At 62.9% G+C, this 24535-nt stretch carries 27 protein-coding genes; 13 read left to right on the top strand and 14 right to left on the bottom strand.

Features of this window, described 5'->3' with window-relative positions; genetic code table 11:
- The first annotated feature begins 131 nt into the window (after positions 1–131).
- The 6 genes from lptC (at position 132) to ptsN (ending at position 5321) form a co-directional block, all read left to right on the top strand.
- On the top strand, positions 132–800 hold the full coding sequence (lptC, locus tag VGO12_RS28670; protein ID WP_327516128.1) for an LPS export ABC transporter periplasmic protein LptC: 669 nt from the start codon (positions 132–134) through the stop codon (positions 798–800).
- 15 nt (positions 801–815) lie between these two features.
- Positions 816–1373: an LptA/OstA family protein gene (locus tag VGO12_RS28665; protein ID WP_327516127.1), complete on the top strand. Its 558-nt coding sequence runs from the start codon at positions 816–818 to the stop codon at positions 1371–1373.
- Between the two features lie 7 nt (positions 1374–1380).
- Positions 1381–2199 (top strand): LPS export ABC transporter ATP-binding protein, encoded by an 819-nt coding sequence (gene lptB / locus VGO12_RS28660; RefSeq protein WP_327516126.1) that lies wholly within the window; start codon positions 1381–1383, stop codon positions 2197–2199.
- 143 nt (positions 2200–2342) lie between these two features.
- Entirely contained in the window at positions 2343–3881 is a 1539-nt protein-coding gene (gene rpoN / locus VGO12_RS28655; protein WP_327516125.1) for an RNA polymerase factor sigma-54, read from the top strand.
- A gap of 228 nt (positions 3882–4109) precedes the next feature.
- Positions 4110–4682 carry a ribosome hibernation-promoting factor, HPF/YfiA family gene (hpf, locus tag VGO12_RS28650; protein ID WP_327516124.1) on the top strand — a complete coding sequence of 191 codons (573 nt, stop codon included), beginning with the start codon at positions 4110–4112 and terminating at the stop codon, positions 4680–4682.
- A 174-nt stretch (positions 4683–4856) separates the two neighbouring features.
- Entirely contained in the window at positions 4857–5321 is a 465-nt protein-coding gene (ptsN, locus tag VGO12_RS28645; protein WP_327516123.1) for a PTS IIA-like nitrogen regulatory protein PtsN, read from the top strand.
- Between the two features lie 20 nt (positions 5322–5341).
- On the opposite strand, the gene VGO12_RS28640 is transcribed toward ptsN, so the two are convergent.
- Positions 5342–6154 (bottom strand): helix-turn-helix transcriptional regulator, encoded by an 813-nt coding sequence (locus tag VGO12_RS28640; RefSeq protein ID WP_327516122.1) that lies wholly within the window; start codon positions 6152–6154, stop codon positions 5342–5344.
- A 149-nt stretch (positions 6155–6303) separates the two neighbouring features.
- On the opposite strand from VGO12_RS28640, the gene VGO12_RS28635 reads away from it, so the two are divergent.
- Together VGO12_RS28635 and VGO12_RS28630 are read left to right on the top strand one after the other, a co-directional pair.
- Positions 6304–7071 carry an SDR family NAD(P)-dependent oxidoreductase gene (locus VGO12_RS28635; protein ID WP_327516121.1) on the top strand — a complete coding sequence of 256 codons (768 nt, stop codon included), beginning with the start codon at positions 6304–6306 and terminating at the stop codon, positions 7069–7071.
- 11 nt (positions 7072–7082) lie between these two features.
- Positions 7083–8318 carry a D-arabinono-1,4-lactone oxidase gene (locus tag VGO12_RS28630; protein WP_327516120.1) on the top strand — a complete coding sequence of 412 codons (1236 nt, stop codon included), beginning with the start codon at positions 7083–7085 and terminating at the stop codon, positions 8316–8318.
- A gap of 130 nt (positions 8319–8448) precedes the next feature.
- Here the strand turns inward: VGO12_RS28630 and grpE are convergent, their stop codons facing one another.
- Complete coding sequence (gene grpE, locus VGO12_RS28625) at positions 8449–9066, bottom strand: nucleotide exchange factor GrpE (protein ID WP_327516119.1); 618 nt, start codon at positions 9064–9066, stop codon at positions 8449–8451.
- 163 nt (positions 9067–9229) lie between these two features.
- Complete coding sequence (gene hrcA / locus VGO12_RS28620) at positions 9230–10309, bottom strand: heat-inducible transcriptional repressor HrcA (protein WP_327516118.1); 1080 nt, start codon at positions 10307–10309, stop codon at positions 9230–9232.
- A gap of 263 nt (positions 10310–10572) precedes the next feature.
- On the opposite strand from hrcA, the gene rph reads away from it, so the two are divergent.
- From rph to hemW, 4 genes are all read left to right on the top strand, one after another.
- Positions 10573–11292 carry a ribonuclease PH gene (gene rph / locus VGO12_RS28615; RefSeq protein ID WP_327516117.1) on the top strand — a complete coding sequence of 240 codons (720 nt, stop codon included), beginning with the start codon at positions 10573–10575 and terminating at the stop codon, positions 11290–11292.
- A 17-nt stretch (positions 11293–11309) separates the two neighbouring features.
- Positions 11310–11729, top strand: a complete 420-nt coding sequence (locus VGO12_RS28610) for a VOC family protein (RefSeq protein ID WP_327516116.1) — start codon at positions 11310–11312, stop codon at positions 11727–11729.
- 17 nt (positions 11730–11746) lie between these two features.
- The gene (gene rdgB / locus VGO12_RS28605; protein WP_327516140.1) at positions 11747–12391 is read left to right on the top strand and encodes an RdgB/HAM1 family non-canonical purine NTP pyrophosphatase; all 645 of its coding nucleotides are present in this window, start codon (positions 11747–11749) and stop codon (positions 12389–12391) included.
- Positions 12392–12461: 70 nt separating this feature from the next.
- The gene (gene hemW, locus VGO12_RS28600; RefSeq protein WP_327516115.1) at positions 12462–13646 is read left to right on the top strand and encodes a radical SAM family heme chaperone HemW; all 1185 of its coding nucleotides are present in this window, start codon (positions 12462–12464) and stop codon (positions 13644–13646) included.
- 77 nt (positions 13647–13723) lie between these two features.
- Here the strand turns inward: hemW and VGO12_RS28595 are convergent, their stop codons facing one another.
- The 9 genes from VGO12_RS28595 to VGO12_RS28555 form a co-directional block, all read right to left on the bottom strand.
- On the bottom strand, positions 13724–14338 hold the full coding sequence (locus VGO12_RS28595) for a glutathione S-transferase (RefSeq protein WP_327516114.1): 615 nt from the start codon (positions 14336–14338) through the stop codon (positions 13724–13726).
- Positions 14339–14491: 153 nt separating this feature from the next.
- On the bottom strand, positions 14492–15742 hold the full coding sequence (locus VGO12_RS28590; RefSeq protein WP_327516113.1) for an RNA polymerase sigma factor: 1251 nt from the start codon (positions 15740–15742) through the stop codon (positions 14492–14494).
- Positions 15743–15750: 8 nt separating this feature from the next.
- Positions 15751–16110 (bottom strand): YciI family protein, encoded by a 360-nt coding sequence (locus VGO12_RS28585; RefSeq protein ID WP_327516112.1) that lies wholly within the window; start codon positions 16108–16110, stop codon positions 15751–15753.
- A gap of 28 nt (positions 16111–16138) precedes the next feature.
- Positions 16139–16531 carry an MAPEG family protein gene (locus VGO12_RS28580; RefSeq protein WP_327516111.1) on the bottom strand — a complete coding sequence of 131 codons (393 nt, stop codon included), beginning with the start codon at positions 16529–16531 and terminating at the stop codon, positions 16139–16141.
- A 389-nt stretch (positions 16532–16920) separates the two neighbouring features.
- The gene (locus VGO12_RS28575; protein WP_327516110.1) at positions 16921–17286 is read right to left on the bottom strand and encodes a DUF1801 domain-containing protein; all 366 of its coding nucleotides are present in this window, start codon (positions 17284–17286) and stop codon (positions 16921–16923) included.
- A gap of 31 nt (positions 17287–17317) precedes the next feature.
- The gene (locus VGO12_RS28570; RefSeq protein WP_327516109.1) at positions 17318–17731 is read right to left on the bottom strand and encodes a DoxX family protein; all 414 of its coding nucleotides are present in this window, start codon (positions 17729–17731) and stop codon (positions 17318–17320) included.
- 79 nt (positions 17732–17810) lie between these two features.
- Positions 17811–19085 carry an RNA polymerase sigma factor gene (locus VGO12_RS28565; RefSeq protein ID WP_327516108.1) on the bottom strand — a complete coding sequence of 425 codons (1275 nt, stop codon included), beginning with the start codon at positions 19083–19085 and terminating at the stop codon, positions 17811–17813.
- Positions 19082–19456 (bottom strand): YciI family protein, encoded by a 375-nt coding sequence (locus tag VGO12_RS28560; protein ID WP_327516107.1) that lies wholly within the window; start codon positions 19454–19456, stop codon positions 19082–19084. The genes VGO12_RS28565 and VGO12_RS28560 overlap by 4 nt, the downstream gene beginning before the upstream one ends.
- Before the next feature lie 122 nt (positions 19457–19578).
- Entirely contained in the window at positions 19579–20511 is a 933-nt protein-coding gene (locus VGO12_RS28555) for a DMT family transporter (protein WP_327516139.1), read from the bottom strand.
- Between the two features lie 161 nt (positions 20512–20672).
- Between VGO12_RS28555 and gcvA the strand changes: the two genes are divergently transcribed.
- A complete protein-coding gene (gene gcvA / locus VGO12_RS28550; protein ID WP_327516106.1) occupies positions 20673–21617 on the top strand; it encodes a transcriptional regulator GcvA in 945 nt (314 codons plus the stop codon).
- Positions 21618–21669: 52 nt separating this feature from the next.
- Here the strand turns inward: gcvA and dnaA are convergent, their stop codons facing one another.
- Positions 21670–23118, bottom strand: coding sequence for a chromosomal replication initiator protein DnaA (gene dnaA, locus VGO12_RS28545; protein ID WP_327516105.1), 1449 nt, complete (start codon positions 23116–23118; stop codon positions 21670–21672).
- Between the two features lie 1143 nt (positions 23119–24261).
- Positions 24262–24528 carry a 30S ribosomal protein S20 gene (gene rpsT / locus VGO12_RS28540; RefSeq protein WP_043615568.1) on the bottom strand — a complete coding sequence of 89 codons (267 nt, stop codon included), beginning with the start codon at positions 24526–24528 and terminating at the stop codon, positions 24262–24264.
- Positions 24529–24535 lie beyond the last annotated feature (7 nt).

Here is a 24535-nt window from a genome sequence, read left to right as displayed (position 1 = left end):
CGAGTTTTTTTGCGGCGCCATTGTGCGACAGCAAAAAATATCCATATTTGCGACGACTTACACCATTGTATGTATATGACCCCTTTGACGGGTCAGCGATAAAAAAGCAGTAGAACCGACAGGCTTCCTCCATGTTGAATCACGCGCCAGCCCCGGGCATCTTTGCCGATACGGGCGCGAGCTCCGCCGACGCCTACGCACGCGCTGCGCGGCATTCCGTGCGCGTGCGGCGGCTGAAGATCATCCTGCCTGTCGTGGCCGGCCTGATCGCGCTTGCCTTTGCGGCCGTGTCCTTCGTCAGGGCTTTCATCCCCGTCGACCTGCAGCTCGAAACGGCAACGATCGAAGACGGCAAGATCGTCATGAAAAACCCGGCCATTTCCGGCCGCAACAAGCAGGGCATCAGCTACTCGATGAAGGCGCAGCGCGCGCTCCAGGATATTGCCAATCCTGACATCATCACGCTGCAGACGATCCACGCGGAAATGCCGATGAAGGATTCCATGATCGCGACCGTGGATGCCACCAACGGCATCTACGACCGCGGCGCCAATACGCTCGACATGAACGCCCCGTTCACCATTTCGGTGAATAATGGCATCAACGCCGACTTCCAGTCGGCCTATCTGGACATCAATGCCGGCGAGATGGAAACGAAGCAGCCCGTTGCGATCAGCATGAAGGGCGGTTCGATTATTGCGCAGACGCTGCGAATGACGGATAAGGGACGTATTGTAATATTTGAGGGCATGGTGAGGGCGAACGTCGAGCCCACCGCCATTCGCAAGAACGCAAATTAGAACCCGGTGCACTCCATGTCGGTTACAACCGCTTCATTTTTCAGGATTTCTGCCAGTCTGGCCATCGCCGGCCTCGGCGCTTTGATCATTGCTTCCGGCGCATCCGCCCAGGCCACATCGAGCAAGATGAAGGGCCTGCAACTTTCCAACGACCAGCCGATCCAGATCGAGAGCGACAAGCTCGAGATCAAGGACCCGGAAAGCAAGGCGATCTTCACCGGCAACGTCAAGGTCGTGCAGGGCACGACGACGCTTCAGGCCGGAAACATGGTGGTCTATTACAAGTCCGGCGGCGGCTCGGTTTCGACCGGCGACGCCGACATCGATCGCATCGAGGTCAGCAACAAGGTTTTCCTGAGCTCGGGCACGCAGCAGGCGACCGCCGATACCGGCTCCTTCGACATGACCAAGCAGCTCTTCGTGCTCAAGGGCGACAAGGTCGTTCTGTCGGAAGGCAAGAATGTCTTCGTCGGCTGCCAGCTCAATGTCCACATGGAAACCGGCGAAGCGCAGCTCGATGCCTGCGGCGGCCGCGTGCAGATCCAGCTCGACCCGAAGTCGCGCAAGCAGTAGTCCGCTCGTGCAACTTCCCTTCCTCCACAAGCGCAAACGGGTCCGCAAGCCGTCGGCGGCAGCTGCCGTTGCGTCCGGGCATCCGGTCGACAAGGCCCGCTATGACGGCACGCTGATCGCACGCGGGCTCACCAAGGCCTATCGCGAACGCCGCGTGGTCAACGGTGTCTCTCTGGTGGTGCGGCGCGGCGAGGCCGTCGGGCTGCTCGGCCCCAACGGCGCCGGCAAGACCACCTGCTTCTACATGATCACCGGTCTCGTTCCGGTCGACGAAGGCTCGATCGAGATCAACGGCAACGACGTCACGACCATGCCGATGTACCGGCGTGCGCGCCTTGGCGTCGGCTATCTGCCGCAGGAAGCCTCGATCTTTCGCGGCCTGACGGTCGAAGAGAATATCCGCGCCGTGCTCGAAGTGCACGACAAGAACCTGGAGCGGCGCGAAAGCAAGCTCAACGACCTGCTCGGCGAGTTCAACATCACGCACCTGCGCAAGTCGCCGGCGATAGCACTTTCCGGCGGCGAGCGGCGGCGCCTCGAAATCGCACGCGCGCTCGCAACCGATCCGACCTTCATGCTGCTCGACGAGCCCTTTGCCGGCGTCGATCCGATCTCGGTTGCCGACATCCAGGCGCTTGTCCGGCACCTGACCTCGCGCGGCATCGGCGTGCTGATCACCGACCACAACGTGCGTGAAACGCTCGGCCTGATCGATCGCGCCTACATCATCCACGCCGGCGAGGTGCTGACACATGGTCGCGCCAACGACATCGTCACCAATCCTGACGTGCGCAGACTGTATCTCGGCGACAATTTCAGCCTCTGAGACAGCTGTCGCGGCCGAATCCGGCCGCGACCACGCTTGACCAAACCTCTACGATAAGCAATTTTTGGGCCAAATGAAAAAGGTCCGCCCTGCCATGGGATGAGCGCGGACCTGGAGAGCTTTCTCGGGAGTTTCGCGTCCGCATGGCACTGTCCGCCAGCCTACATCTGCGCCAGTCCCAGTCCCTGGTGATGACGCCACAGCTCATGCAGTCGATCCAGCTGCTGCAGATGACGCATCTTGAGCTCAATCAGTTCATCGCCCAGGAAGTCGAGAAGAATCCGCTGCTCGAATTTCAGGCCGGTGACGACCTGCCGGTCGCGGCCGACCGTGCGGACCCGATCGCCGTCGACGAGACGGCGGGCGGCGAGGCGCGCGCGCAGGCCGATCTCTACGACAACGCCACCTCCAGTTCCGGCGAGCAACTCGGCGAACAGCTTGACGCCGATTTCGCCAACGTCTTCCAGGACGACACGCCGCCGCAGCGCGCCGACGCGCCGGAACTGCTGGGGCAGTGGAAGTCGATGCCGGGCAGCGGTGAAGGCGACGACTACGATCTCGACGACTTCGTCGCCGGCCGCAAGAGCTTGCGAGACACGCTGCTGGAGCAATTGCCCTTTGCCCTCACGCAGCCGTCGGACCGTCTGATTGCCCAGAACCTGATCGACCAGCTCGACGATGCCGGCTACCTGCAGGCGGATCTGGCGGAGGTCGCTGAGCGGCTGGGAACTTTGCATGCCGATGTCGTGCGCGTGCTGTTGACGCTGCAGCAGTTCGATCCCCCCGGCGTCTTTGCCCGCTCGCTCGGCGAATGCCTGGCGATCCAGCTGCGGGCCCGCGACCGCCTCGACCCGGCGATGGAGGCGCTTGTTGCCAATCTCGAGCTTCTGGCCCGGCGCGACTTCGCCAGCCTGAAGAAGATCTGCGGCGTCGACGAGGAGGATCTCATCGACATGCTGGCGGAAATCCGCAAGCTCGACCCGAAACCGGGGACCAGCTTCGAGACCAGCGTCAGCGAGGCGATCGTGCCCGACATCGTGGTGCGCGCCGGCCCGGACGGCGCCTGGATGGTCGAGCTCAACCCCGACGCCCTGCCCCGTGTCCTCGTCAACCAGGCCTACTACGCGACCGTTTCGCGCGGCACGCAGAAAAACAGCGCCGACCAGGCCTTCCTCAACGAATGCCTGCAGAACGCCAACTGGCTGACCCGCAGCCTCGACCAGCGCGCCCGCACGATCATGAAGGTCGCAACCGAGATCGTGCGCCAGCAGGACGCCTTCCTGGTCAACGGCATCGGGCACCTGAGGCCGCTCAACCTCAAGACCGTCGCCGATGCGATCAAGATGCATGAGTCGACCGTCAGCCGCGTCACCTCCAACAAGTACATGCTGACGCCGCGCGGGCTGTTCGAGCTCAAGTACTTCTTCACCGTTTCGATCGGTTCTGCCGAGGGCGGCGACAGTCATTCGGCCGAGGCCGTGCGCCACCGCATCCGCACGATGATCCTCGGTGAAAGCGCAGACGCCGTGCTTTCAGACGACGATATCGTCGACAACCTCAAGCAGGCAGGCGTCGATATCGCCCGCCGCACCGTCGCCAAATACCGCGAAGCGATGAACATCCCTTCGTCCGTACAGCGGCGGCGCGAAAAGCGCGCACTCGCCAAGGCCTCCGGCTTCTGAGCTGTGGCGAACGTTAAGCCGCATTAACTTTTTTGCGACCTTCGATTGACTCTCTCCGACACAGGCGATATGAGCCCGCCGCAATTGCCGGGGACATGCTCGCCCCGGAAGCGACCGGTGTGACCGGTGGCTGCGACAGAGGCGGACCCCGCAAGTCTGAAAGGCTTGGATGACGGGACCGCTTGGAATAGACTGGCTGCGCAAATCACGAACGAGAGAGGAAACTCCATGAGTGTGCGTGTATCCGGTAAACAGATGGAAATCGGCGAGTCGTTCCGCGCCCGCATTGGCGAGCAGATCGAGCAGGCCGTTACCAAATATTTCGACGGAGGATATTCAAGCCAGGTCACTGTGGAAAAATCCGGGCCGCGCTTCAGCGCCGACTGCAAGCTTCATCTCGATACAGGCGTGGTTATGCAGGCGAACGGCCAGGCGAACGATCCACAGGCTGCTTTCGACGCGGCATCTGATCGCATCGAAAAGCGCCTGCGTCGCTACAAGCGGAAGCTCAAGGACCACCATAACGGCAACGGACAAAGCGCTGCCGAAGTGGCCTACACAGTGATGGATTCGGTGCCGTTCGACGACGATGAAGTCCCGGACGACTATGCACCGACGATCGTCGCCGAGAGCTCGAAACAGTTGAGGACGATGTCTGTCGCCAGCGCCGTGATGGCGCTCGACATGACCGATGAACCCGTCCTCATGTTCCGCACTCCCGGCAAGGCTGAGTTGAATATCGTCTACAGGCGCAACGATGGAAATATTGGCTGGATCGACGCCGCCAATATCAAAGCATGAGCGAAAAAGGGGGGTGCCGGCACGCCGGCATTCCCTTCCCGCAACTTTAGCGGACAGGCCCGGAAAATGTGACTTTTCTGTGCATGGAACCCGCCATGACAAAGATGGTTAAAGCCATTGCGACGCATTTGTGATGATGTTGTCCGGCTCTAACCGGCGAACGAGGACAAAAGAATGGCATTGGCAGGTCTGCTGCATCAAAATGCGATCATCCCGGCCATGAGGGCCAACTCGAAAAAACAGCTCCTTCAGGAATTGGCGGCAAAAGCTTCTAAGATTACCGGGCTTCCGGAGCGTGAAATCTTCGACGTCATCCTGCAGCGGGAGCGCCTTGGCTCCACCGGCGTCGGCAACGGCATCGCCATCCCGCACGGCAAGCTCAACAACCTCGCCTCGATCATCGGCATCTTCGCGCGTCTCGACACGCCCGTCGATTTCGAGGCGCTTGACGACCAGCCGGTCGATCTCGTCTTCCTTCTGCTCGCCCCGGAAGGCGCCGGCGCCGATCATCTGAAGGCACTGTCGCGCATCGCCCGCGTGCTTCGCGATCAGGACATGGTTGCCAAGATCCGTTCGAGCGATTCCGCCAGCGCAATCTACACGCTGCTTGACGACGACGCGACCTCGCACGCCGCCTGAACATCCCTTTCGACCGACCGTCAGTAGAGCTGACGGCGGTTCAAATGATCAATGAAAATCCGGAACAGGGCACCCTGGCTCGAAATGCCGAGCCGGCGATAGATGTTCTTGCGATGGATGCGGACGGTGCCCTCGGTGATCGCCATCACATTGCCGATCGAAAGATTGCTGTGGCCCCTGAGGATCAGCCGCACGATGTTGCGTTGCTGCTTGGTCAGCCGGTCTGAACAGAGGCTTTCGAACGCCGCCTCCATCGCATCGTCGCCCTCCCCGGATGGAGGCGATGCCACGATCTGGCCCAGCTGTCGCCAGTTCGACCGCACCGCCTCGCGCACGATCGGCTCGTAGACCCGCAGCCGCCGGAGTTCTTCGGCGCTGAAGGGTTCGCCACCACGGCCGCGCATCAGCGAGTAGGTCGCCTGCAGGCCGCCATCAAGCGGGATGACAAACCCCACCTCCTCCACCAGAACCCCGGATTCCATCGAGACGCACGGATGCACCTCGGCCGACGACGAGAAGTCGCTCTCGAAAAACCGGTCCGGCGCCAGCTCGCGCATCCGCCAGAGCCCTGCCGGCTGCCCGGCGCAACAGGCGACATAAAACGGGTCGAGCAGGTAGGCGCCGCCGAGATAGGCGGAAAGTGCAGCTGCCGATACCTTGGCAGTGTAGCCGTCATGCAGCACGATCGGCCGCGCGTCGTAGGGATAGGCGAAGGCGACCGAGAGGTCGAAGGCGGTGACCGCTCTGAGCATCCGGTCGAGAGCCCGGCCAAAATCCTCCGTGCCGATCAGGCCGATCATCGCCGAAATATCGGCGGACTCGCTTGCGAGCATTCCCTTGTCATCCCCCAACCCTACGTATCCCCCATGGGATATCGACAGCCCCTCACTCGTCAACAATAATTCCCGCGGAGTGAGGAACGGGATCCCGGCACGGGCGTCATCGGCGCCGTTGCCAGAGATGTGCCGCGGGGAGGATGACGATGGCGGGCAGGCTTTCAGGCAAGGTGGCGCTGATCAGCGGCGGGGCGGGCGGCTGCGGCCTTGCCGCCTCCGAACTGTTTGCGCGCGAGGGCGCAAAGGTCGGCATCGTCGACCTGCCGCGCAGCAAGGGCGAGGAGGTCGCAGCCGCGATCCGCGCCAACGGCGGTGAAGCGATCTTTGCGCCTGCCGACGTCTCCGTATCCTCGGAAGTGACGTCCGCCGTCAAGACGGTCGAAGCGGCTTTCGGCCCAATCACCGTGCTCTTCAACCACGCCGGCATTCTCGCCGTCGGTCCGTTCCTTGAGACGGAAGAAGACGAGTGGGACCGGCTGATGGCGGTCAACGTGCGCAGCATGTTCCTGATGACCAAGGCGGTGCTGCCGGGCATGCTTGCGGCCGGTGGCGGCAGCATCGTGTGCACCTCGTCGATCTCGGCGGTCGCGGCAACCCCGATGGAGGTGCTCTACGACACCACCAAGGGCGCCTGCCACATGTTCGCGCGCGCCATCGCCGTCGAGTTCCGCGACCGCGGCATCCGCTGCAATGCCGTATGCCCCGGCTTCATCGCCACCGACCACGGCAAGCGCGAACTTGTCGGCCTCAGCAAGTACGGGGTCGACGTCTCCGAAGCAGCGATCGCCGCGCAGCAGGGCCGCATGTGCGATCCGAAGGAAGTGGCGAACGCGGCGCTGTTTCTTGCCAGCGACGAGGCGAGCTTCGTCAACGGCACGCATCTGTTCGTCGACAATTGCTTCACCGCGGTTTGAGGGAGGGGAGAATGCTTCAGGCAGGTGGCCACTGGCGCAACTGGGTCGGAAACCAATCATGCATCGTACGCCATCGCGGCGCGCCCGACAGCGAGGCGGCGCTGGCAGAGATGGTCAGAACGGCCACGTCTGAAGGGCTCAACGTCCGCTGCGTCGGTTCCGGTCATTCCTTTACGCCTGTTGCCTTGACCAGCGGGTTGCAGCTGACGCTCTCGGGAATGCAGGGCGTCGTCGGTATCGACCAGGCGCGCAAGCGCGTCGCCGTCAGGGCCGGCACCACCATCAACCAGCTCGGCAAGGTGCTGAAGGAAAACGGGTTGTCACTGATCAACCAGGGCGACATCGACAGTCAGGCGCTTGCAGGCGCGCTGACGACCGGCACGCATGGTACCGGCGCCAGGCTCGGAAACATGGCTTCGCAGATCGTCGGCATGCGCCTCGTCGAGCCGGATGGCAGCATCCTCGTGGTCGACGAGACAACGCCGGACCTGCTCGAGGCTGCGCGTGTCTCGGTCGGCATGCTCGGCGTGATCTCGGAGATCACTCTGCAGGCGATGGACAGCTACAACCTGCACGAAAAGCTCTGGCGCTGCACCTTCGACGAGATGATCGAGCAGCATGACGAGCTTGCCGCCAAGCACCGGCATTTCGGCTTCTTCTGGTGCCCGGTCCCGGAGAGCCGGCATTGCTACTGCCTGCCGGATACGGCCTCGGTCTCGACCACGAACATGACGTCCGACGTCTGCGAGATGAAGGTGATCGACATCACCGAGGAAGCGCCGATGGAGCGCGGCTTCGAGAAGATCGCCTATTCCTCGGAGATCTATCCGATCGAATACGTGCCGAACTTCCACGAGCTCGAATATGCAGTGCCGGTCGCAAACGGCAAGGACGCGGTCAAGGCCGTTCGCAAGCTGATGCTGGAGAAGCATCCGACCTGCATCTACCCGATCGAATACCGCTTCACCGCCGGCGATACCGGCTGGATCAGCCCTTTCTACGAACAGGATTCGATCACGCTTTCGGTTTCGGGCGAACCGGGAACCGACTACTGGGAATACCTCAAGGACGTCGATACCATCCTGCGCCAATATGGCTCGCGCCCGCACTGGGGCAAGCTGCACTTCCTCGGAGCCGAGGATGTCACGGCGCTCTATCCGCGTGCGGGCGATTTCCGCGCACTGAGGGCCAAGGTCGACCCGGAAGGCCGCTTCCTCAACGATCACCTGCGCCAGCTGTTCGGATAGAAGCAATTCCAGGAAAAGTGGGAAACGGTTTTCCGTCCGGAATTGCGTTATCGAACCACGCATCTGCGCAAAGAAAAACGCCGCGCGAAGGGTTCGCGCGGCGTTTCCTTTTTAAATCCGTCTCTTCGGCTCAGGCGCCCGGCGCGTCGCCGTTTTCGCCAACCACGACCTTCGGGCCGCCCTTGGAGACGCCGACCATGGCCGGGCGCAGCACGCGGTCGCCGATGACGTAACCGGCCTGGACCACCTGCAGCACGGTGTTGTTCGGAACGTCTGCGTTCGGGATCTCGAACATCGCCTGGTGGAAGTTCGGGTCGAACTTCTGGCCTTCCGGCTCGAGCTTCTTCACGCCATGGCGCTCAAGCGCCGAAAGCATCGAGCGCTCGGTCATTTCGACGCCCTCGATCAGCGTGTTGAGGCCGGCTTCGCCAGCTTCCTTGGCTTCGGCCGGAATGGCGTCGAGCGCGCGGCGCAGGTTGTCGGAAACCGCCAGCATGTCGCGGGCGAACCCGGCAACGGAATAGGACTTGGCGTCCTTGACGTCGCGCTCGGTGCGGCGGCGCAGATTGTCCATCTCGGCGGCAAGTCGAAGATACTTGTCGCGCAGTTCGGCGCTTTCGGCTCTCGCCTGCTCCAACGGATCGGGCTCGGCCGCCGGCGCCGCCTCAACAGCCTCTGCAGCGTCCGACGCCGCGTTGATGGCCTCGTCGGTGGCCTCGGGTCCGTGCTTGTTCGTATCGTCGGTCATGACGTTCTCCGCAGTGTCGTCTCTATTGTCCTTCGCATTTCCACGCCGCAAGCACGAGCCTTGCGTTGAATAAAAATGCTCCGGGACTGGATTTGAAGCCGATATCGAGGTTCGGGGCCGAAAAATCAAGGGTTCAATCGCGGGCGCGGCCAAAAGCGCGCCGTCAGCGCGAAAGCCGCGACATCAGCTGCGCGGTGTAATCGACCATCGGCACGATGCGCGAATAATTGAGCCTTGTCGGACCGATCACCCCGACCGCTCCGACGATGCGGTCCTCGCCGTCGCGATAGGGCGCGACGATCAGGGAGGAGCCGGAGAGCGAGAACAGCTTGTTTTCCGAGCCGATGAAGATGCGCACCCCGGGACCGCTCTCGGCAAGGTCGAGCAGCTCGATCATGCTGTCCTTCTTTTCGAGATCGTCGAACAGCATGCGCAGGCGGTCGATATCCTCGGCGCCATCAAGCCCTTCGAGGAGGTTCGCGCGACCGCGCACGATCAACCGCGCCGGCTTTTCGTCACCCTCGTTGCCCGACCAGATCGCAAGGCCGCGCTCGACGAGATCCTGCGACAACGCGTCCAGCTCGCCGCGCACCGTCTGCTTGACCCTTTCGAGCTGCACGCGCGTTTCGGCGATCGTCTGGCCGGCGAGATGCGCATTGAGAAAGTTTGCCGCTTCGGTGAGCTGCGAGCTGGTGACACCGGCCGGCAGTTCGATGATGCGATTTTCCACCTGGTCGTGTTCGCCGACAAGGACGGCAAGGGCCTTGGTCGGGGCCAGGCGGATGAACTCGACGTGCTTCAGCACCGGATCGGCCTTGGCGGTGATGACGAGCCCTGCCCCGCGCGACATGCCAGACAGCATCTGGCTCGCTTCGGTCAGCAGTGCATCCACCGGCTGGGTATGGTCGTCGCGCCGCACATGGCGGTCGATCGAGGCACGGTCCTCGGGAGAGAGGTTGCCGACCTGCATGAAGGCGTCGACGAAGAACCGGAGGCCCGTCTGGGTCGGCAGTCGACCGGCGCTGACATGCGGCGAGTAGATGAGGCCGAGATCCTCGAGATCGCTCATCACGTTGCGCACGGAAGCCGGAGACAGCGACATCGGCAATAGACGTGACAGGTTGCGCGATCCGAGCGGCTCGCCGCTCGTCAGATAGGTGTCCACGATGCGACGGAAGATTTCACCCGAGCGCTCGTCGAGCGCCGCGGCGATTTCCTTTGCTCCGGGGTTGCGCAGTACCATGTCACTCCACATTTGCAGGCACATCCTGCCGTGGCCGGAATATAGTGTCCCCGCCGCCCGATGGCAAAAGGGAAAAAACGCCCCGTCGCCCGGCTATCCACCGGTTCCCTTTACCTCTGCCATGCTCTGCAGCGCCGCGCGTCCTTGGACGCGCCAAAGGTCGCTGCAGCCCCTTAAACTGCTGCATAATTTTGTCCCTAAATCGATTTCGATTTCGGGAATTATGCAGTAGAAGGCTGACGAGATACGATAGGAGTTTGACGATGCGGCCATCCGGAAGAAAAACAGATCAAATGCGCAAGGTTTCCTTCGAGCGCAATTTTTCCAAGCACGCGGAAGGCTCCTGTCTGGTGCGGTTCGGCGACACGCACGTTCTGTGCACCGCCAGCCTCGAAGAAAAGGTTCCGGCCTGGCTGCGCAATGGCGGCAAGGGCTGGGTGACGGCCGAATACGGCATGCTGCCGCGCGCGACCGGCGAGCGCATGCGTCGCGAAGCATCGAGCGGCAAGCAGAGCGGCCGCACCCAGGAAATCCAGCGGCTGATCGGCCGGTCGCTTCGCGCCGTCGTCGACCTGCCGGCGCTCGGCGAGCGACAGATCTCGATCGACTGCGACGTCATCCAGGCCGACGGCGGCACCCGCACCGCCTCGATCACCGGCGCATGGGTGGCGCTCCATGATTGCCTGAAGTGGATGGAAGCCCGCAACATGGTCAAGGTCGAGAAGGTCTTGAAGGACCATGTCGCCGCCATCTCCTGCGGCATCTTCGCCAACCAGTCGGTGATCGACCTCGACTACCTCGAGGACTCGGCTGCCGAGACCGATGCCAACTTCGTCATGACCGGCTCGGGCGGCATCGTCGAAATCCAGGGCACAGCCGAAGGCAAGCCCTTCAGTGAAGAAGAGTTCGCAAGCCTGCTCGGTCTTGCCAAGAATGGCATTGCCGAACTGGTTGCACTGCAGAAGCAGGCGATATCAGGCTGAGGATAAGGAACGATCAGATGGCCCCGGCGCTGGAAGGCATTCTCGAGACCGCCCTTTACGTGGGTGATCTCGATGCCGCCGAGGCCTTCTATGGCGGGATTCTGGGTCTGCAGAGGATCAGCCGCGCCGGAAACCGGCATGTGTTTTACCACTGCGGCCAAGGCGTGCTGTTGATCTTCAACCCGGCCGAGACGGTGAAACCGCCGGCGCCCGACGCAGCCCTGCCGGTACCGCCGCATGGCACGACCGGCCGGGGGCATATGTGCTTTCGCGTGCGCGCCGAGGCGCTTGACGCCTGGAAAGCAAAGCTCGAAACAGCCGGTATCGAGATCGAAAGCGATCTTCGCTGGCCGAATGGGGCGCGGTCCTTCTACTTCCGCGACCCGGCCGGCAACAGCCTTGAATGCGCGGAACCGGGCCTCTGGTCCATCACATGAACACGAAACGAGACACCATGCGCAAACTCGACAACAAGACGCTGATCGTCGCCAGCCACAATGCCGGCAAGATCCGCGAGATCCGCGATCTGATCGGCCCACTCGGGTTCGAGGCAAAGTCGGCAGCCGACCTCAATTTCATCGAGCCCGATGAGACCGGCACCACGTTTGAGGAGAACGCCACGATCAAGGCGCTTGCCTCGGCCAGGGCCTCCGGACTGCCGGCGCTTTCGGACGATTCCGGTCTGGTGATCGACGCGCTCGGCGGCGCGCCCGGCGTCTACACCGCCAACTGGGCCGAGCGCGAGGACGGCAGCCGCGATTTCGCGATGGCGATGGAGAAGGTCGAAAAGGCGCTTCAGGAGAAAGGTGCTGCGGCGCCTTCCGAGCGCACGGCGCGTTTCGTCTCCGTGCTCTGCCTTGCCTGGCCGGACGGTCATGTCGAGCTTTTCCGTGGCGAAGTCGAAGGCTTCGTCGTCTGGCCGCCGCGCGGCAGCCAGGGGTTTGGCTATGATCCGGTGTTCCAGCCGAAGGGCTACGAGACCACCTTCGGCGAAATGAGCGCCGACGAGAAGCACGGCTGGAAGCCGGGCGACGCCGAGGCCCTGTCGCACCGCGCCCGCGCCTTCAAGATTTTCGCCGAGATCTGCCTCGGAGCCTGATCGGAGCGGGTGTGATTTTCCGCCCACATCCCGACCGCTCCCTATTAGAGTGACCATGAGAGACGCAATCATGCAGACTGCCACGCTATCGGCGATCGGTGACGGCATGGACCCCGGCTTCGGGGTCTATGTGCATTGGCCGTTCTGCGCGGCCAAGTGCCCCTATTGCGACTTCAACAGCCATGTGCGCCACCAGCCGGTGGACCAGCCACGCTTCGTCGCCGCGTTCCTCAAAGAGATGGAAGAGGTGCGCGAGCTCTCCGGCCCGCGCACCGTCACCAGCATCTTCATGGGTGGCGGCACGCCGTCGCTGATGGCGCCGGCAACGGTCGATGCGATCCTCCAGGGCATCGCCCGGCACTGGCATGTGCCCGACGGCATCGAGATCACCATGGAGGCCAACCCTTCGAGCGTCGAGGCGACCCGCTTCCATGGCTATCGCGCAGCCGGGGTCAACCGCGTCTCGCTCGGCGTCCAGGCGCTGAACGACCGGGACCTGAAATTCCTCGGGCGGCTGCACAATGTCGAGGATGCGCTGAAGGCGATCCGGCTGGCGCGCGAGATCTTCCCGCGCATGTCGTTCGACCTGATCTACGCCCGCCCCAACCAGACCGTCGAGGAATGGGAGCGCGAACTGAAGGAGGCCGTCTCCTATGCAGTCGACCACCTGTCGCTGTACCAGCTGACGATCGAGGAAGGCACGCCCTTCTTCGGCCTGCACAAGGCCGGCAAGCTCGTCGTTCCCGACGGCGAGCAGTCGGCGGTGCTCTATGAGGCAACCCAGGAGATCACCGCATCGATCGGCATGCCGGCCTATGAAGTTTCCAACCACGCCCGGCCGGGCGCCGAGAGCCGTCACAACCTGACCTATTGGCGCTATGGCGACTATGCCGGCATCGGCCCCGGCGCCCATGGCCGCCTCGGCATCGGTAACGGCAAGATCGCGACCTCGACCGAACGCAAGCCCGAGGACTGGCTGCATCTTGTCGAGACCTACGGTCACGGCATGATCGAGCGGGAATCCCTCGATCTCGAAGCACAGTCCGACGAACTGCTGCTGATGGGCCTGCGCCTGAAGGAAGGCGTCGATCTTGCCCGCTGGCAGACGCTGTCCGGCCGCGACCCGGACCCGGAGCGCGAGCAGTTCCTTATCGACCACGGCTTCATCGAAAGGCTCGGCAATTCGCGCCTGCGCTGCACGCCGGCCGGCATGCTGATCCTCGATGCCGTTGTCGCAGATCTCGCCTGCGCCTGAGGGGCCAGGACGCAAATTCCGCCGGGCGCGTCGCATGGTTCCCGTATCGCGCCGGGCGGTCTTTGCCGGCTACTCTTTCAATCGAACGTTTCACCCGACAGCGGCGTCGCCTGCATCGACGGCCGCTCCTCGAACGCGTCGAACCAGCGGGTCAGTGACAAACGGTTGCGAAACGACGGCAGGTCGCGAAAAGCCATCCAGGAGAGTGTGGTTGCCAGCGCGATCTGGCCGATATCGACCGGCGCGCCCGGTTCCACAGTGCGCTCCAGCCAATCGTAGGTCGCCTCGATCTTCTCCTCATAGCCGTCGGCAAGCGCTGGGTAGCGAAGGTGTTCCGGCCGGCGCTCCCACTCCCACCGAAGCCCGATGCCGGTCTGGGCCAGAACCTGGGCCACCGACTGCAGCCGCAAGGCCCGCCAGCGCGCCTCGCCCGTCTCGGGGATCAATCTCCGGCCTTCGTGCAGCGTATCGAGATAGGCACAGATGACATCGCTGTCGAAGATCGCTTCTTCGCCCTCGCGCAACAGCACCGGCACCTTGCCGAGCGGGTTTTCGGCATAGACCTCGTCGTTGCGCCGGGTCGGGCTGGTCTCGTGGTGAATGACCTGCAGCTGATCGGCAAGACCGATCTCATGGGCAAAGACGAGCGCCTTGCGGGCGAAGGGGGAATGGGTCTGGTAGTAGAGGATCATGGCTGCCTCGCGGGATCGTGGTGAATTCCTGTCCCGTGAAGAAATATTGCATGCAAGGCGATAAATGCGCTCTCATTGATCACAATGGCTGCAAATTTGTTTCACCGAAGGCCCTTACGACGGATCGTCTTTCACCGCGACAGCTGGACGCCATCATAGCGGCTCAGGCGGCCCTTCCTCGTCGCAAGGCAATGCCGCCAGGCGCTTTTGCAGAAACAGGGCTTCGGCAGGCCCGGGAGCCATGGCGATTGCGCGCCGATAGGCGTCGGCGGCAGCAGACCGGCTGCCTGTCATCGCCAGGAGCGATGCCCGGGCAGCACACCAAGGCTGATAGTCCCCGAGCTCGGCCGCGAGCCCTTCGACGATCTCCAGGCCCCTTGCAGGGTCGCCAGCTTCGGCCAGCGCTACGGCGGCATTCAGCGAAACCACCGGCGTCGGTTCGAACCGAAGGAGTGCGCCATAGAGTGCGGCGATCTGCGGCCAGTCGGGTCCCGCCTCGGCCAGCCGGCAATCGGCGATCGCCGCCTTGATCTGGAACGGCCCGGGGCTCCTGCGGGCCATCGCACGCGCAAGAATGGCGCGGCCTTCCGATATGCGCGCCTGGTCCCAGAGCCCGCGGTCCTGTTCGTCGAGCGGAAGGCTTGCTCCATCGGCGCCGATCCGTGCAGCTCGGCGCGCGGCGGTCAACAGGATCATCGCCAGCGCGCCCTCGATCTCCGGATCTTCGGGGCGCAGCCGATCGATCATCCGCATCAGGTATTCGCCCTCCAGGCACAGATCCCGCGCGCCCTCGCCCCCGGCCAGATAGCCGGTCGTAAAGATCAGGTAGACGGTCGTCAACACGGCATCGAGCCGCGCCGGCCAGTGCTCCGCAGCCGGCACGAGGAACGAAATGCCCGCGCCGGCAATCTTGGCCTTGGCGCGGCTGATGCGCTGGCCCATCGTCGGCTCCTGGTCGAGAAAGGCGCGGGCGATTTCAGGGGTGGTGAGGCCACAGACCGTGCGCAAGGTCAGCGCGACGCGCGACTTGAGTTCAAGAGCCGGATGGCAACAGACGAAGATCAGGCGCAGGCGCTCATCGGGAATGTCTTCGGCTTCCGCCTCCTCGTGGACGATCAGCTGCGCCAGAGCCTCGGCCTTCAGCGCATCGCGGCGAGCGCCACGCAGACGGTCAAGCGCCTTGCGCCGGGCAACCGTCAGGAGCCAGCCCTGCGGCGATGCCGGCACGCCGGCCCTTCCCCAGTGCGACAGGGCTGAAACGGCGGCGTCCTGCAGGGCATCTTCCGCAAGCGACAGGTCGCGCAGATTGGCCGCAAGGATGGAAAGCAGCCGCCCCCGATCCGACCGCAGTGTGCTGTCGAGCAACTTCGCCACTGCGATGGCCTTGGGGACGGCTTGTGTCATCGGTCCGGTCAGTTCGCCGGGTTGTAGTCCATAAGCGGGCGGACCTCGATCGTGCCGAAATGCGCCGACGGTATCAGCGCCGCGTAAGTGAGCGCCGCATCCAGATCCGCAACATCGATGACATAATAACCGCCAAGATGCTCGTGGGTTTCAGCGAAAGGACCATCCATGGTTTCGACCTTGCCGGACTTGATGCGGAGCGACGTTGCGGTCTCGACGCCCTGAAGGCCCTCGCCCGAGCGCAAGACACCATCTTCCTTCATTCGCGCGTTGGCGGCGAAGAACCCGGCCATCATGGTCTGGAATTCCGGCGTGCCGTAGGCAGGCTCTTTCTGAGGGTCGTTATAGATCAAAAGCATGTACTGCATGATTGTCGTCCTTCGATTGAGACAGGCTTCAGAGCCCGACGATATTGGCGCCAAGGCAAACCATGGCGTTGAGCGCAGAAAGGATGTTGGTGCCGTTGCCGACATAACGAAGCGGGTGGCCTGCATTGTCGACCTTCAGACCAAAGGGGTGCGCGATGCGCCCGATCAGCAACAGCGCGCCGGAGATATGCAGATAGAGCGCTGGCGCGCCCATGCCCTCGGCGAGGATCATGAGGATCACGACGAAAGCCGACCATTCGGCGCAATTGCCGTGCTGGCGAATACGTTGCAGCAAAAGCGCATTGCCGCCGTCACCGAACGAAACGCCATGGGCGGATCGCAGGGCGCTGACGCGGAACCAGAGGATCAGATAGATCGCCGCCACCGGCAGCGCATAAAGCGGTGTCACTGTAAAAATCATAGTCACTCCAATGAGATTGAATTGTCTGTGCGTGCGATGGACGTCCGCGCTCTTAGAATTTCGACACGGGGCAAAAACTTTTTTTGAAAATTTTTGAGGATCGGTGGGCGGGACGATGCCCGAGGCACCGGGGCGATGCAAGGCAGGCGCGAGCCTGATCGACCGACAATTAACGGTAGCGGGCCGATGCACTGTCGTCTCGGCATGGGTATCACGACCAGCGAGACAGAACGGGTGACGAGGGGGGAGCCTTCGCAGGCGTCCCAGCGGGTGGCTGGCAAGCGCGCGCCGCTGGCAAAGGGAGAGCGCCTCGTTCCCCGCGGCGGCCTGAGCGGCCGTTTCCGCGAGGAGATGCAGTCAATGTCATCCGCCGCTTGTTCGGCGGGTCCCTATTTCAGCGGATCGCCTTTCAGGCGGTTGAGTTCGATGCCCTTCGCGACGAGCCGGGCAACCTGGGCATCGTCGATGTCATCGATGGTGCGCAACCGGATAAAGGCCATGTCTCCCTTGCCGCCGCCCTTTTCCATGCGCGGGTCGAGATCGAGCATGTCGGTGCCACGCCAGAACCCGAAGGTGACGTGATCCTTGGCGCCCTTGAGCAGGCAAACGGCACCACCGGCCTGGTAGACCGGATGGCCCCACTTGACCAAATCCGTCAGTCCGCCTGTGGCCATGAGGGCGACGTGCAGACGTTTGGCGGTTTCGGCCGGAACGCCGGAGAGGCCCGAAATGTAATCGTTGGCTGTCTTCGTCATGGTGGTCTTTCGATCGTTTTAAGGGGACGTGTCAGTTCTTGAACGGGATGATGCTTCTCACGCGCGGATCGCGCAGCCACAAGCCGCCCCAGGCGATAACGCCGAGATAGAAGCCGAAGAGCAAGTGAGAAAACAGCGGGCTGCCGGCCCGCAGATGCGTCGCCATCGCGCCGCCGAGATAGCCGGTCAAAAGAATGGCCCCGAGGATCGAGGTGCGCGGAATGACGTAGAGCACGGTGCACAACAGCGTGAGGATGCCGAGCAGCCGCGCCAGCCCCTGATCGGCGGGATAACCGAGCGCCACCATGGTTTCGGTGACGACCTGAAGCGGCACGAGCTTGATGGCGGCATCGAAGATGAGGAAGGCGACGAGCACACCGCTCAGCACGCGGCCGAGGATGACGGATTTTGCGGTCGGGGCGGGAATGGCTAGGCTGGTGTTCACTGGGGTTTCTCCTTGGATCTCGTTTTCAATCCAAAGACGTGGCAAGGCGACCGATCCCGACAGAAGCCCTGAGACTTTTTCACCTTTTTTCGACGGAGGTGTTTTCGGCGCCCAAGCCCTCGTCGAGCTTGTCGAGTTGCATGCGAATGAAGGTGCATTCGGCGGCATTGGTGGCAAGCGCGATGGCGTGGTCGTAGGCGACCCGCGCTTCGCGCACCTTGCCCAATTGCTTCAAGAGGTGGCCGCTCAGGCCGTGGAAATAGAAATAGCCCGACAGCTTGTCGGCGAGCGGCTCGATCATCGCAAGCGCGGCCTGCGGACCCTGGCGCTTGGAGACCGCAACCGCCCGATTGAGCGTGATAACCGGCGAGGGTTGCAGCCGTTCGAGTGCCTGGTAAAGCAGATCGATCTGCGCCCAATCGGTATCGTCAGGGCGCTCGGCGCGGGCGTGCAGCGCGGCGATTGCCGCCTGGATCTGGTAGGCGCCCGGCTGGCGATAGCCCATCGCCCTGTCGATCAGCGCCAGGGCCCCGTCGATCAGCGGACGGTTCCACAAGGATCGGTCCTGGTCTTCGAGCAAGATGACGGCCCCGTCTGCGTCGAAGCGGGCACGCGCGCGCGAATGCTGGATCATCATCAAGGCCGTCAGCCCCATGATCTCAGGTTCGGCAGGAAACAGTTCCAAGAGCAGGCGCCCGAGCCGGATCGCCTCCTGGCAGAGATCGGCCGAAACGCTGTCCGGGCCGTTCATCGCCGAATAGCCCTCGTTGAAGACGAGGTAGATCATGGTTGCGACGGCCGCGAGCCGGTCGGATCGATCGGCCGCATCCGGCGTCTCGAACGCAAGGCCCGCGGCAGCCACACGGGACTTGGCGCGGGTGATGCGTTGCTCCATCGCCGCTTCGCTCACGAGGAAGGCCCTGGCGATCTGCTTGACCGAGAGCCCCGAGACGATGCGCAGCGCCAGCGCGATCTGCTGGGTGGCCGGAAGTGCCGGGTTGCTGCAGACGAACAGCAGCCGCAAGATGTCGTCACGATAGTGCGACCCATCCAGCTTGTCGGCGAGATAGCTCTCCTGGTCCTCGAGGTCGGAGAGGATCTCTTCGGGCGGCAAAGCCGTCTCGCGTGATTGGCGCCTTAACTTGTCGATGCCGCTGTTGCGGCCGACGAAGATCAGCCACGCCGCCGGATCGCGCGGCGGGCCGCTCTTCGGCCACGCTTTCAATGCCCGGATGCAGGCCTCCTGAAACGCTTCCTCGGCGGTATCGAGATTGCGGAAGTAGCGAAGAAGCGCGCCTACCGCCTGTGGCCGTGCGGAAACGAGTGCGAGGTCTATCCAGGCTGTGTCTGTCATGAAGCAAGCTCACTGGGTTTGTAGATGGCAAGGGGACGGATTTCATAGGAGCCGGCCGATGGGTTGGCATTGCCGAGGTCGCGGGCGAATTCGAGTGCTTCGTCGAGGGAGGCACTGTCGATGACGAAGAAACCGAGCAACTGCTCTTTCGTCTCGGCGAAAGGACCGTCGAGCACCATCGTCTCCGAATGGGTGTGCCTGAGCGTCGTCGCCGTGCTCGTCGGCATCAGCCGGGCGATCGGCCCAAGCTTGCCGGCTTCGGCATATTTGCGCTCGACCGCCGCCATGTCCCGCATCACCCTCTCGTCCTCCTCCTTGCTCCATGTATTCGTGACATTTTCGTTGTTGTAGCAAAACACGGCGTAAAGCATCGGAATTCCTGCTCCTGAAACAAAGACGGTGGCGGCAAGCAATAGCCGACAACCCGGGTGAAAAAAACAGGGCCGGTGGTGCTTTCGCCCACCGGCCCGCAATGCGTGCAAATAAGGAACGTTCAGCCGTTCTCGCGGCACTCTAACGTGGGGTCGACCACCGGCCTGGAAAAGAGGCGCAGCAGCCGCCCGTCGATTGCCGCGAGACCCGCCGCGATCAAGGTCATGCCGAGAAAATGCTTTGCCTCCAGCGTTTCGCCGAGGAACATCGCGCCGAGCAGGATGGCGCTGACCGGGATCAGGAAGGTGACCAGCATCAGGTTGGTCACACCGGCCGTCTCGAGGATGCGGAAGAACAGGACGTAAGCGAGCGCCGTCGAAACGAGCGCGATGCCGATGATCGCCGCCCAGACGTCGAGGCCGGGCATGGGAAGCGACCAGGGGTGGTCGATCAGCAGCGACAGCGGCACAAGCATGATGCTCGATGCCGACACCTGGCCGGTGGCCGTAACGATCGGTGCCACGCCCATGCGCTTGAAACGGCGGGCAAAGACGCCGGCGAGCGCATAGGAGAGGGCTGCGCCGAGAATGGCGATCTGCGCAAGGAGATTGGATCCGAGACCGCCGAGCGCCGCCGGCCCGATCATCATGGCAACGCCGAGGAAACCGACGGCGACGCCGGCGAAACGGTTGACCGTCAACTTCTCGTCATCGGTCAGAAGATGCGCGACGATCACCCCGAAAAGCGGCGTGGTGGCGTTGAGGATCGAGGCAAGGCCACTGGCGATATGCGTCTGCCCCCAGACGATCAGCGAAAAGGGGATGAGGTTGTTGAGCAGCCCCATGCCGAAGAAGGCCACCCAGACGCGGCGGTCCCGCGGCATCGACAATCCCATCAGACGCACGATGACGAGCAGTGTGACCGCAGCCAGGCTGACCCTCAGCGCCACGATGGTGATGGGCGGCAGCGCCTTGACGGCGATACCGATAAAAAAGAAGGAGCCGCCCCAGAGCAGGGACAGAAGGATCAACATGTCCCATTCGCGGGCTCCCATAACCTTGGCTTGAACCGGCTGCGACATAACCGAACCCTCAATTTGTTTGCTGTCCTAAATCATGACGGTGTTGACCGTCGCGAGAATGTGCCATTATTCTCAGGATATCCGGCTCTGAACAAACGATCATTTTTCGGCACATGATTGAGCTTAGCTAAACCATGGCGACTTCCCTTCCCTCTCTCGCGTCCCTTCGCGCCTTCGAGGCTGCCGCGCGACACCTGAGCGTCACCAAGGCCGCGAACGAGCTCAACGTCACGCCTGGCGCCGTCAGTCTGCAGGTCAGGGAGCTGGAACAGACACTCGGTGTGGCGCTGTTTGAGCGACGGCCAAGACAACTGGTGCTGACGGAGGACGGCAGCAGCTACTTCGCGACGCTGCGGCGGGCATTTCGCATGATGCGGGAAGCGACCGAGGAGCTGACGGCGCGCAAGCGTGCGCCGATGCTGACGGTGAGCTGCACCCCGACCTTCGCTGCCCAATGGCTGGTACCCCGCATCGGCGCCTTCGAGCAGCATGTGCCGGGTATCGACGTGCGCATCAGCACGACCAACCGGCTGACGGACTTTCACGCGGACGGCGTCGACATCGCCATCCGCCACGGGCTCGGCCGCTACGACGGGCTTGTCAGTGAACGGCTGATCGACGACGACCCGGTGCCGGTGCTGCACCCGGCGCTCAGGGCCAGGCTGCCGCTCGACACGCCCGGCGATCTCTCGGCGCACGTGCTGCTGCACGACGTCCATCGACAGGATTGGAGGTTATGGCTGGATGCGGCGGGCGCAGAAGGGGTCGACGCAGGCCGCGGGCCGGTCTTCGTCAACAGCAACGGCGCGATCGAGGCGGCAAAGGCGGGTGACGGCGTGGCGCTTGTGCGTCTGTCATTGGTCCGGCGCGAACTGGCCGATCGCGTCCTGGAGGCCCCCTTCCCCGAGGGCGTGATGACCGGGCTTGCCTATCATCTCGTCTACCCGCCGGCAGCCCTCGACCGGCCGCCGGTCACGGCATTCCGCGCCTGGATCATCGAGGAAGCGCGCGCAGAACAGGGCGCCGAGAGCGCACCGCCACCGCGCCCACCGAGAACCATCCTCAAAGCTGTGCCATAAACGAAAGGGCCCGGAGAACCGGGCCCTTTCTTCAGGAACGGGTCGGCGCCGACTATTCGTTGATCAGGCGCTTCAAAAGCTCGATCTCGTGGCTGAGCTTGGTATCGCCAGAGATCAACTCCTCGATCTTGCGCACCGCATGAAGAACGGTCGTGTGGTCACGACCGCCGAAGCGGCGACCGATCTCCGGGAAGGAGCGCGGGGTCAGCGTCTTCGACAGATACATGGCGATCTGGCGCGGCTTGACGATGACGCGGGTGCGGCGGTTGGAGACCAGCTCCTGGCGCGAGACGTTGTAGTGCTTGGCGACGACGCGCTGGATGTCCTCGATCCGCACGCGGCGGGGTTCGCCGGCGTTGACGAGGTGGCCGAGCAATTCATCGACGCGTTCGATCGACAGCTGCGGCTCGAACGAGCGACGGAAGAGCAGCTGATTGAAGGCGCCTTCCAGCTCGCGGCCGCTTGCAGTGATGTTGCGCGCGACGTGGCTGAGGATATCGCCGGGGATGTCGAGCGAGGTATCGTCCTGCCGGGCCGTGTCCAGACGACGCTTCAGCATTTCGAGACGCATGTCGTAGTCCGGGCCGTCCATCTCGATGGCAACGCCGCCCTGAAGGCGCGAGCGAACGCGGCTGTCGAGCGATTCCAGCTCCCAGGGCGCACGGTCGGCAGCAACGACCACCTGCTTTGCGGAATCGAGCAGCATGTTCAGGAGATGGCAGAATTCGTGCTGGATCGACTTACCCTGCAGGAACTGCATGTCGTCGATGATCAGGAGATCGATGTTGCGCAGCGACTCCTTCAGCGACAGGGCATCGTTGTCGCGGATCGCGGTGGCGAAGCGCCACATGAAGTATTCGGCCGTCAGGTAGACGACGCGCGGTGCGCGCGCGCTCTGCAGCGCCTGGATGGCGATTGCCTGCAAGAGGTGGGTCTTGCCGAGGCCAACGCTCGAGTGAATGAACAGCGGGTTGAAGCGCACGGCACCGGCGCCGGCTTCAGCGATGGTGCGGGCTGCGGCAAGCGCGACGCGGTTCGACGATCCCTCGACGAAGCTCTCGAAATTGTAGCGCTGGTCGAGCGGCGATCCGAAGAGCGGCGCCTGGGCCGGCCTCTGGACGCTGGCGATCGTCGCGGCTGCAACGGTTGCCACCGGCTGGGCGGCGGCCGGGCGGCGCGCGGCAGGCTGAGCCGGCGTCGTTTCGGTCGCCTGCGGCAGCACGTCTTCCTGAACCATCGGCCGGGCGCCGCGCGTTGCGGTGCGCACCAGGATTTCGATCTTCAGAATCTCGCCATCTTCCTGCTGGAAGATCGACGTGATGAGATCGAGATACCGATTGTTGATCCAGGACTTCAGGAACGTGGTCGGCACCGAGAGGCGCACGACGCTCTTGGATACGGAATGGAGCTTCAGACGCCCAAACCAGCTTGCAAAGACATCCGGACCGACCTGAGCTTTGAGACGCGCACTTACCCGCTCGAACAGTGCGTCGTGCCTCATGTCGGATTTTTCCCCCGCCGCCTGAGATAGATTGCTTCCGGCCTGGAATGCGTCTCCTTCTTTCTGAAGTGCGCCCGCCGTCACCAAATTCATCTGCATTTTGCCGCCTTCCAATTCATGTTCAGATGCCGTCATCGCTGCCGGCGTCATCTCTTATGTCCCGCGCCCGCGGCGCCCCAGAGGGGCCATGCCGCATTCGCCGAACGTCACAGTCGCAAGCGACGCCGGGCTCCTCATCTCCCGCCTCGCTGCGCGCTACGCGCATCCGCTCGCCCTTGTGGGCCTGCAGACGTCCCCTCGCGCCTAATCGTCAACAATCCCTTGGGTGCGCTCCCGCACCGTTCCGGATCCTCCTCCTCGCCAACAGCTCTCCGCACCCTCGTACGAAGCGTTGAGCCGCGCATTGGACCTTGGTCTCGCGCCAGGTGCCGCTTGCACCGTCATCGAGACCCCGTGCATGCCTCCCCTGCTCGTCGCCGATCAAAGGACAGACATGCGGCCTTGCAAAGCGCCACAGCGCCCTTGCAGCCCGACAGGGCGCACAGCGCTGTAGGCGGCCGCGTCACAATCATAAGACGAAAGTTCCTCGTCCGGTGTGGAGTGACCCAACCGGTTTTTTACCTTCAACTTGTCTGATTGAACGACGTGGAGCCGCCCTGATACAAAGGACAGAAACATCGAAGCCATTTCTTGGAAATGGCCTTTTTTGCTTCCTTTTACAGATGTGGTCCGTGTCCCCTGTGGAGGGCATTTAGGCAGGATCGATGGGCAAGATCAATCGCGATTTTTACGCAACCTTAAGCGCCGGCCGTTGACTCTCCCGCCGCCATTTGCTTGCCGCATTCCGAGTCCGTGAAGAATCCCTGTTGAATCAAGGGTTTTGATTTTCCGCCCTTTGCTTAGCTGGCGAAAAAGAAAAAAAATAAAAATTCGCTTGACTCAATACGGGCCTCGGAGACCCCCAGCCAGAGACATCCATTTGATAAGGACCTCTCGCAAGTCATTGAAAAACTTATATAAAATTTGTCATCGCCCTGACATACGGAAAGACTACCAGATGAGCGCTCGCGATGACAGAAGTATGAATCCGAAAAGCCCGGCGCAAGGGCCGGGCTCTCGATCAACAGATTTTTCTTAGCCGGATTAGGCCGAAAGCGACTTCACGCGCTGTGCGAGGCGCGAAACCTTGCGCGATGCAGTGTTGGCGTGCAGGACGCCCTTGGTGGCTGCGCGCATCAGCTCGGGCTGAGCTGCCTTGAGCGCTGCGGCCGCGACGGCCTGGTCGCCGGTTGCGATCGCTTCTTCGACCTTGCGGATGAAGCCACGGACGCGCGAACGACGAGCCTTGTTCACTGCAGTGCGGCGTGCGATCTTGCGGGTCGCCTTTTTCGCCGAAGTTGTATTGGCCATTGGTGCC

The organism is Ensifer sp., assembly GCF_035999135.1.
In the GTDB taxonomy this organism is placed as follows: domain Bacteria; phylum Pseudomonadota; class Alphaproteobacteria; order Rhizobiales; family Rhizobiaceae; genus Ensifer.
The sequence above is the reverse complement of the archived record's forward strand: the minus strand, read 5'-3'. Positions and strand labels throughout refer to the sequence as shown.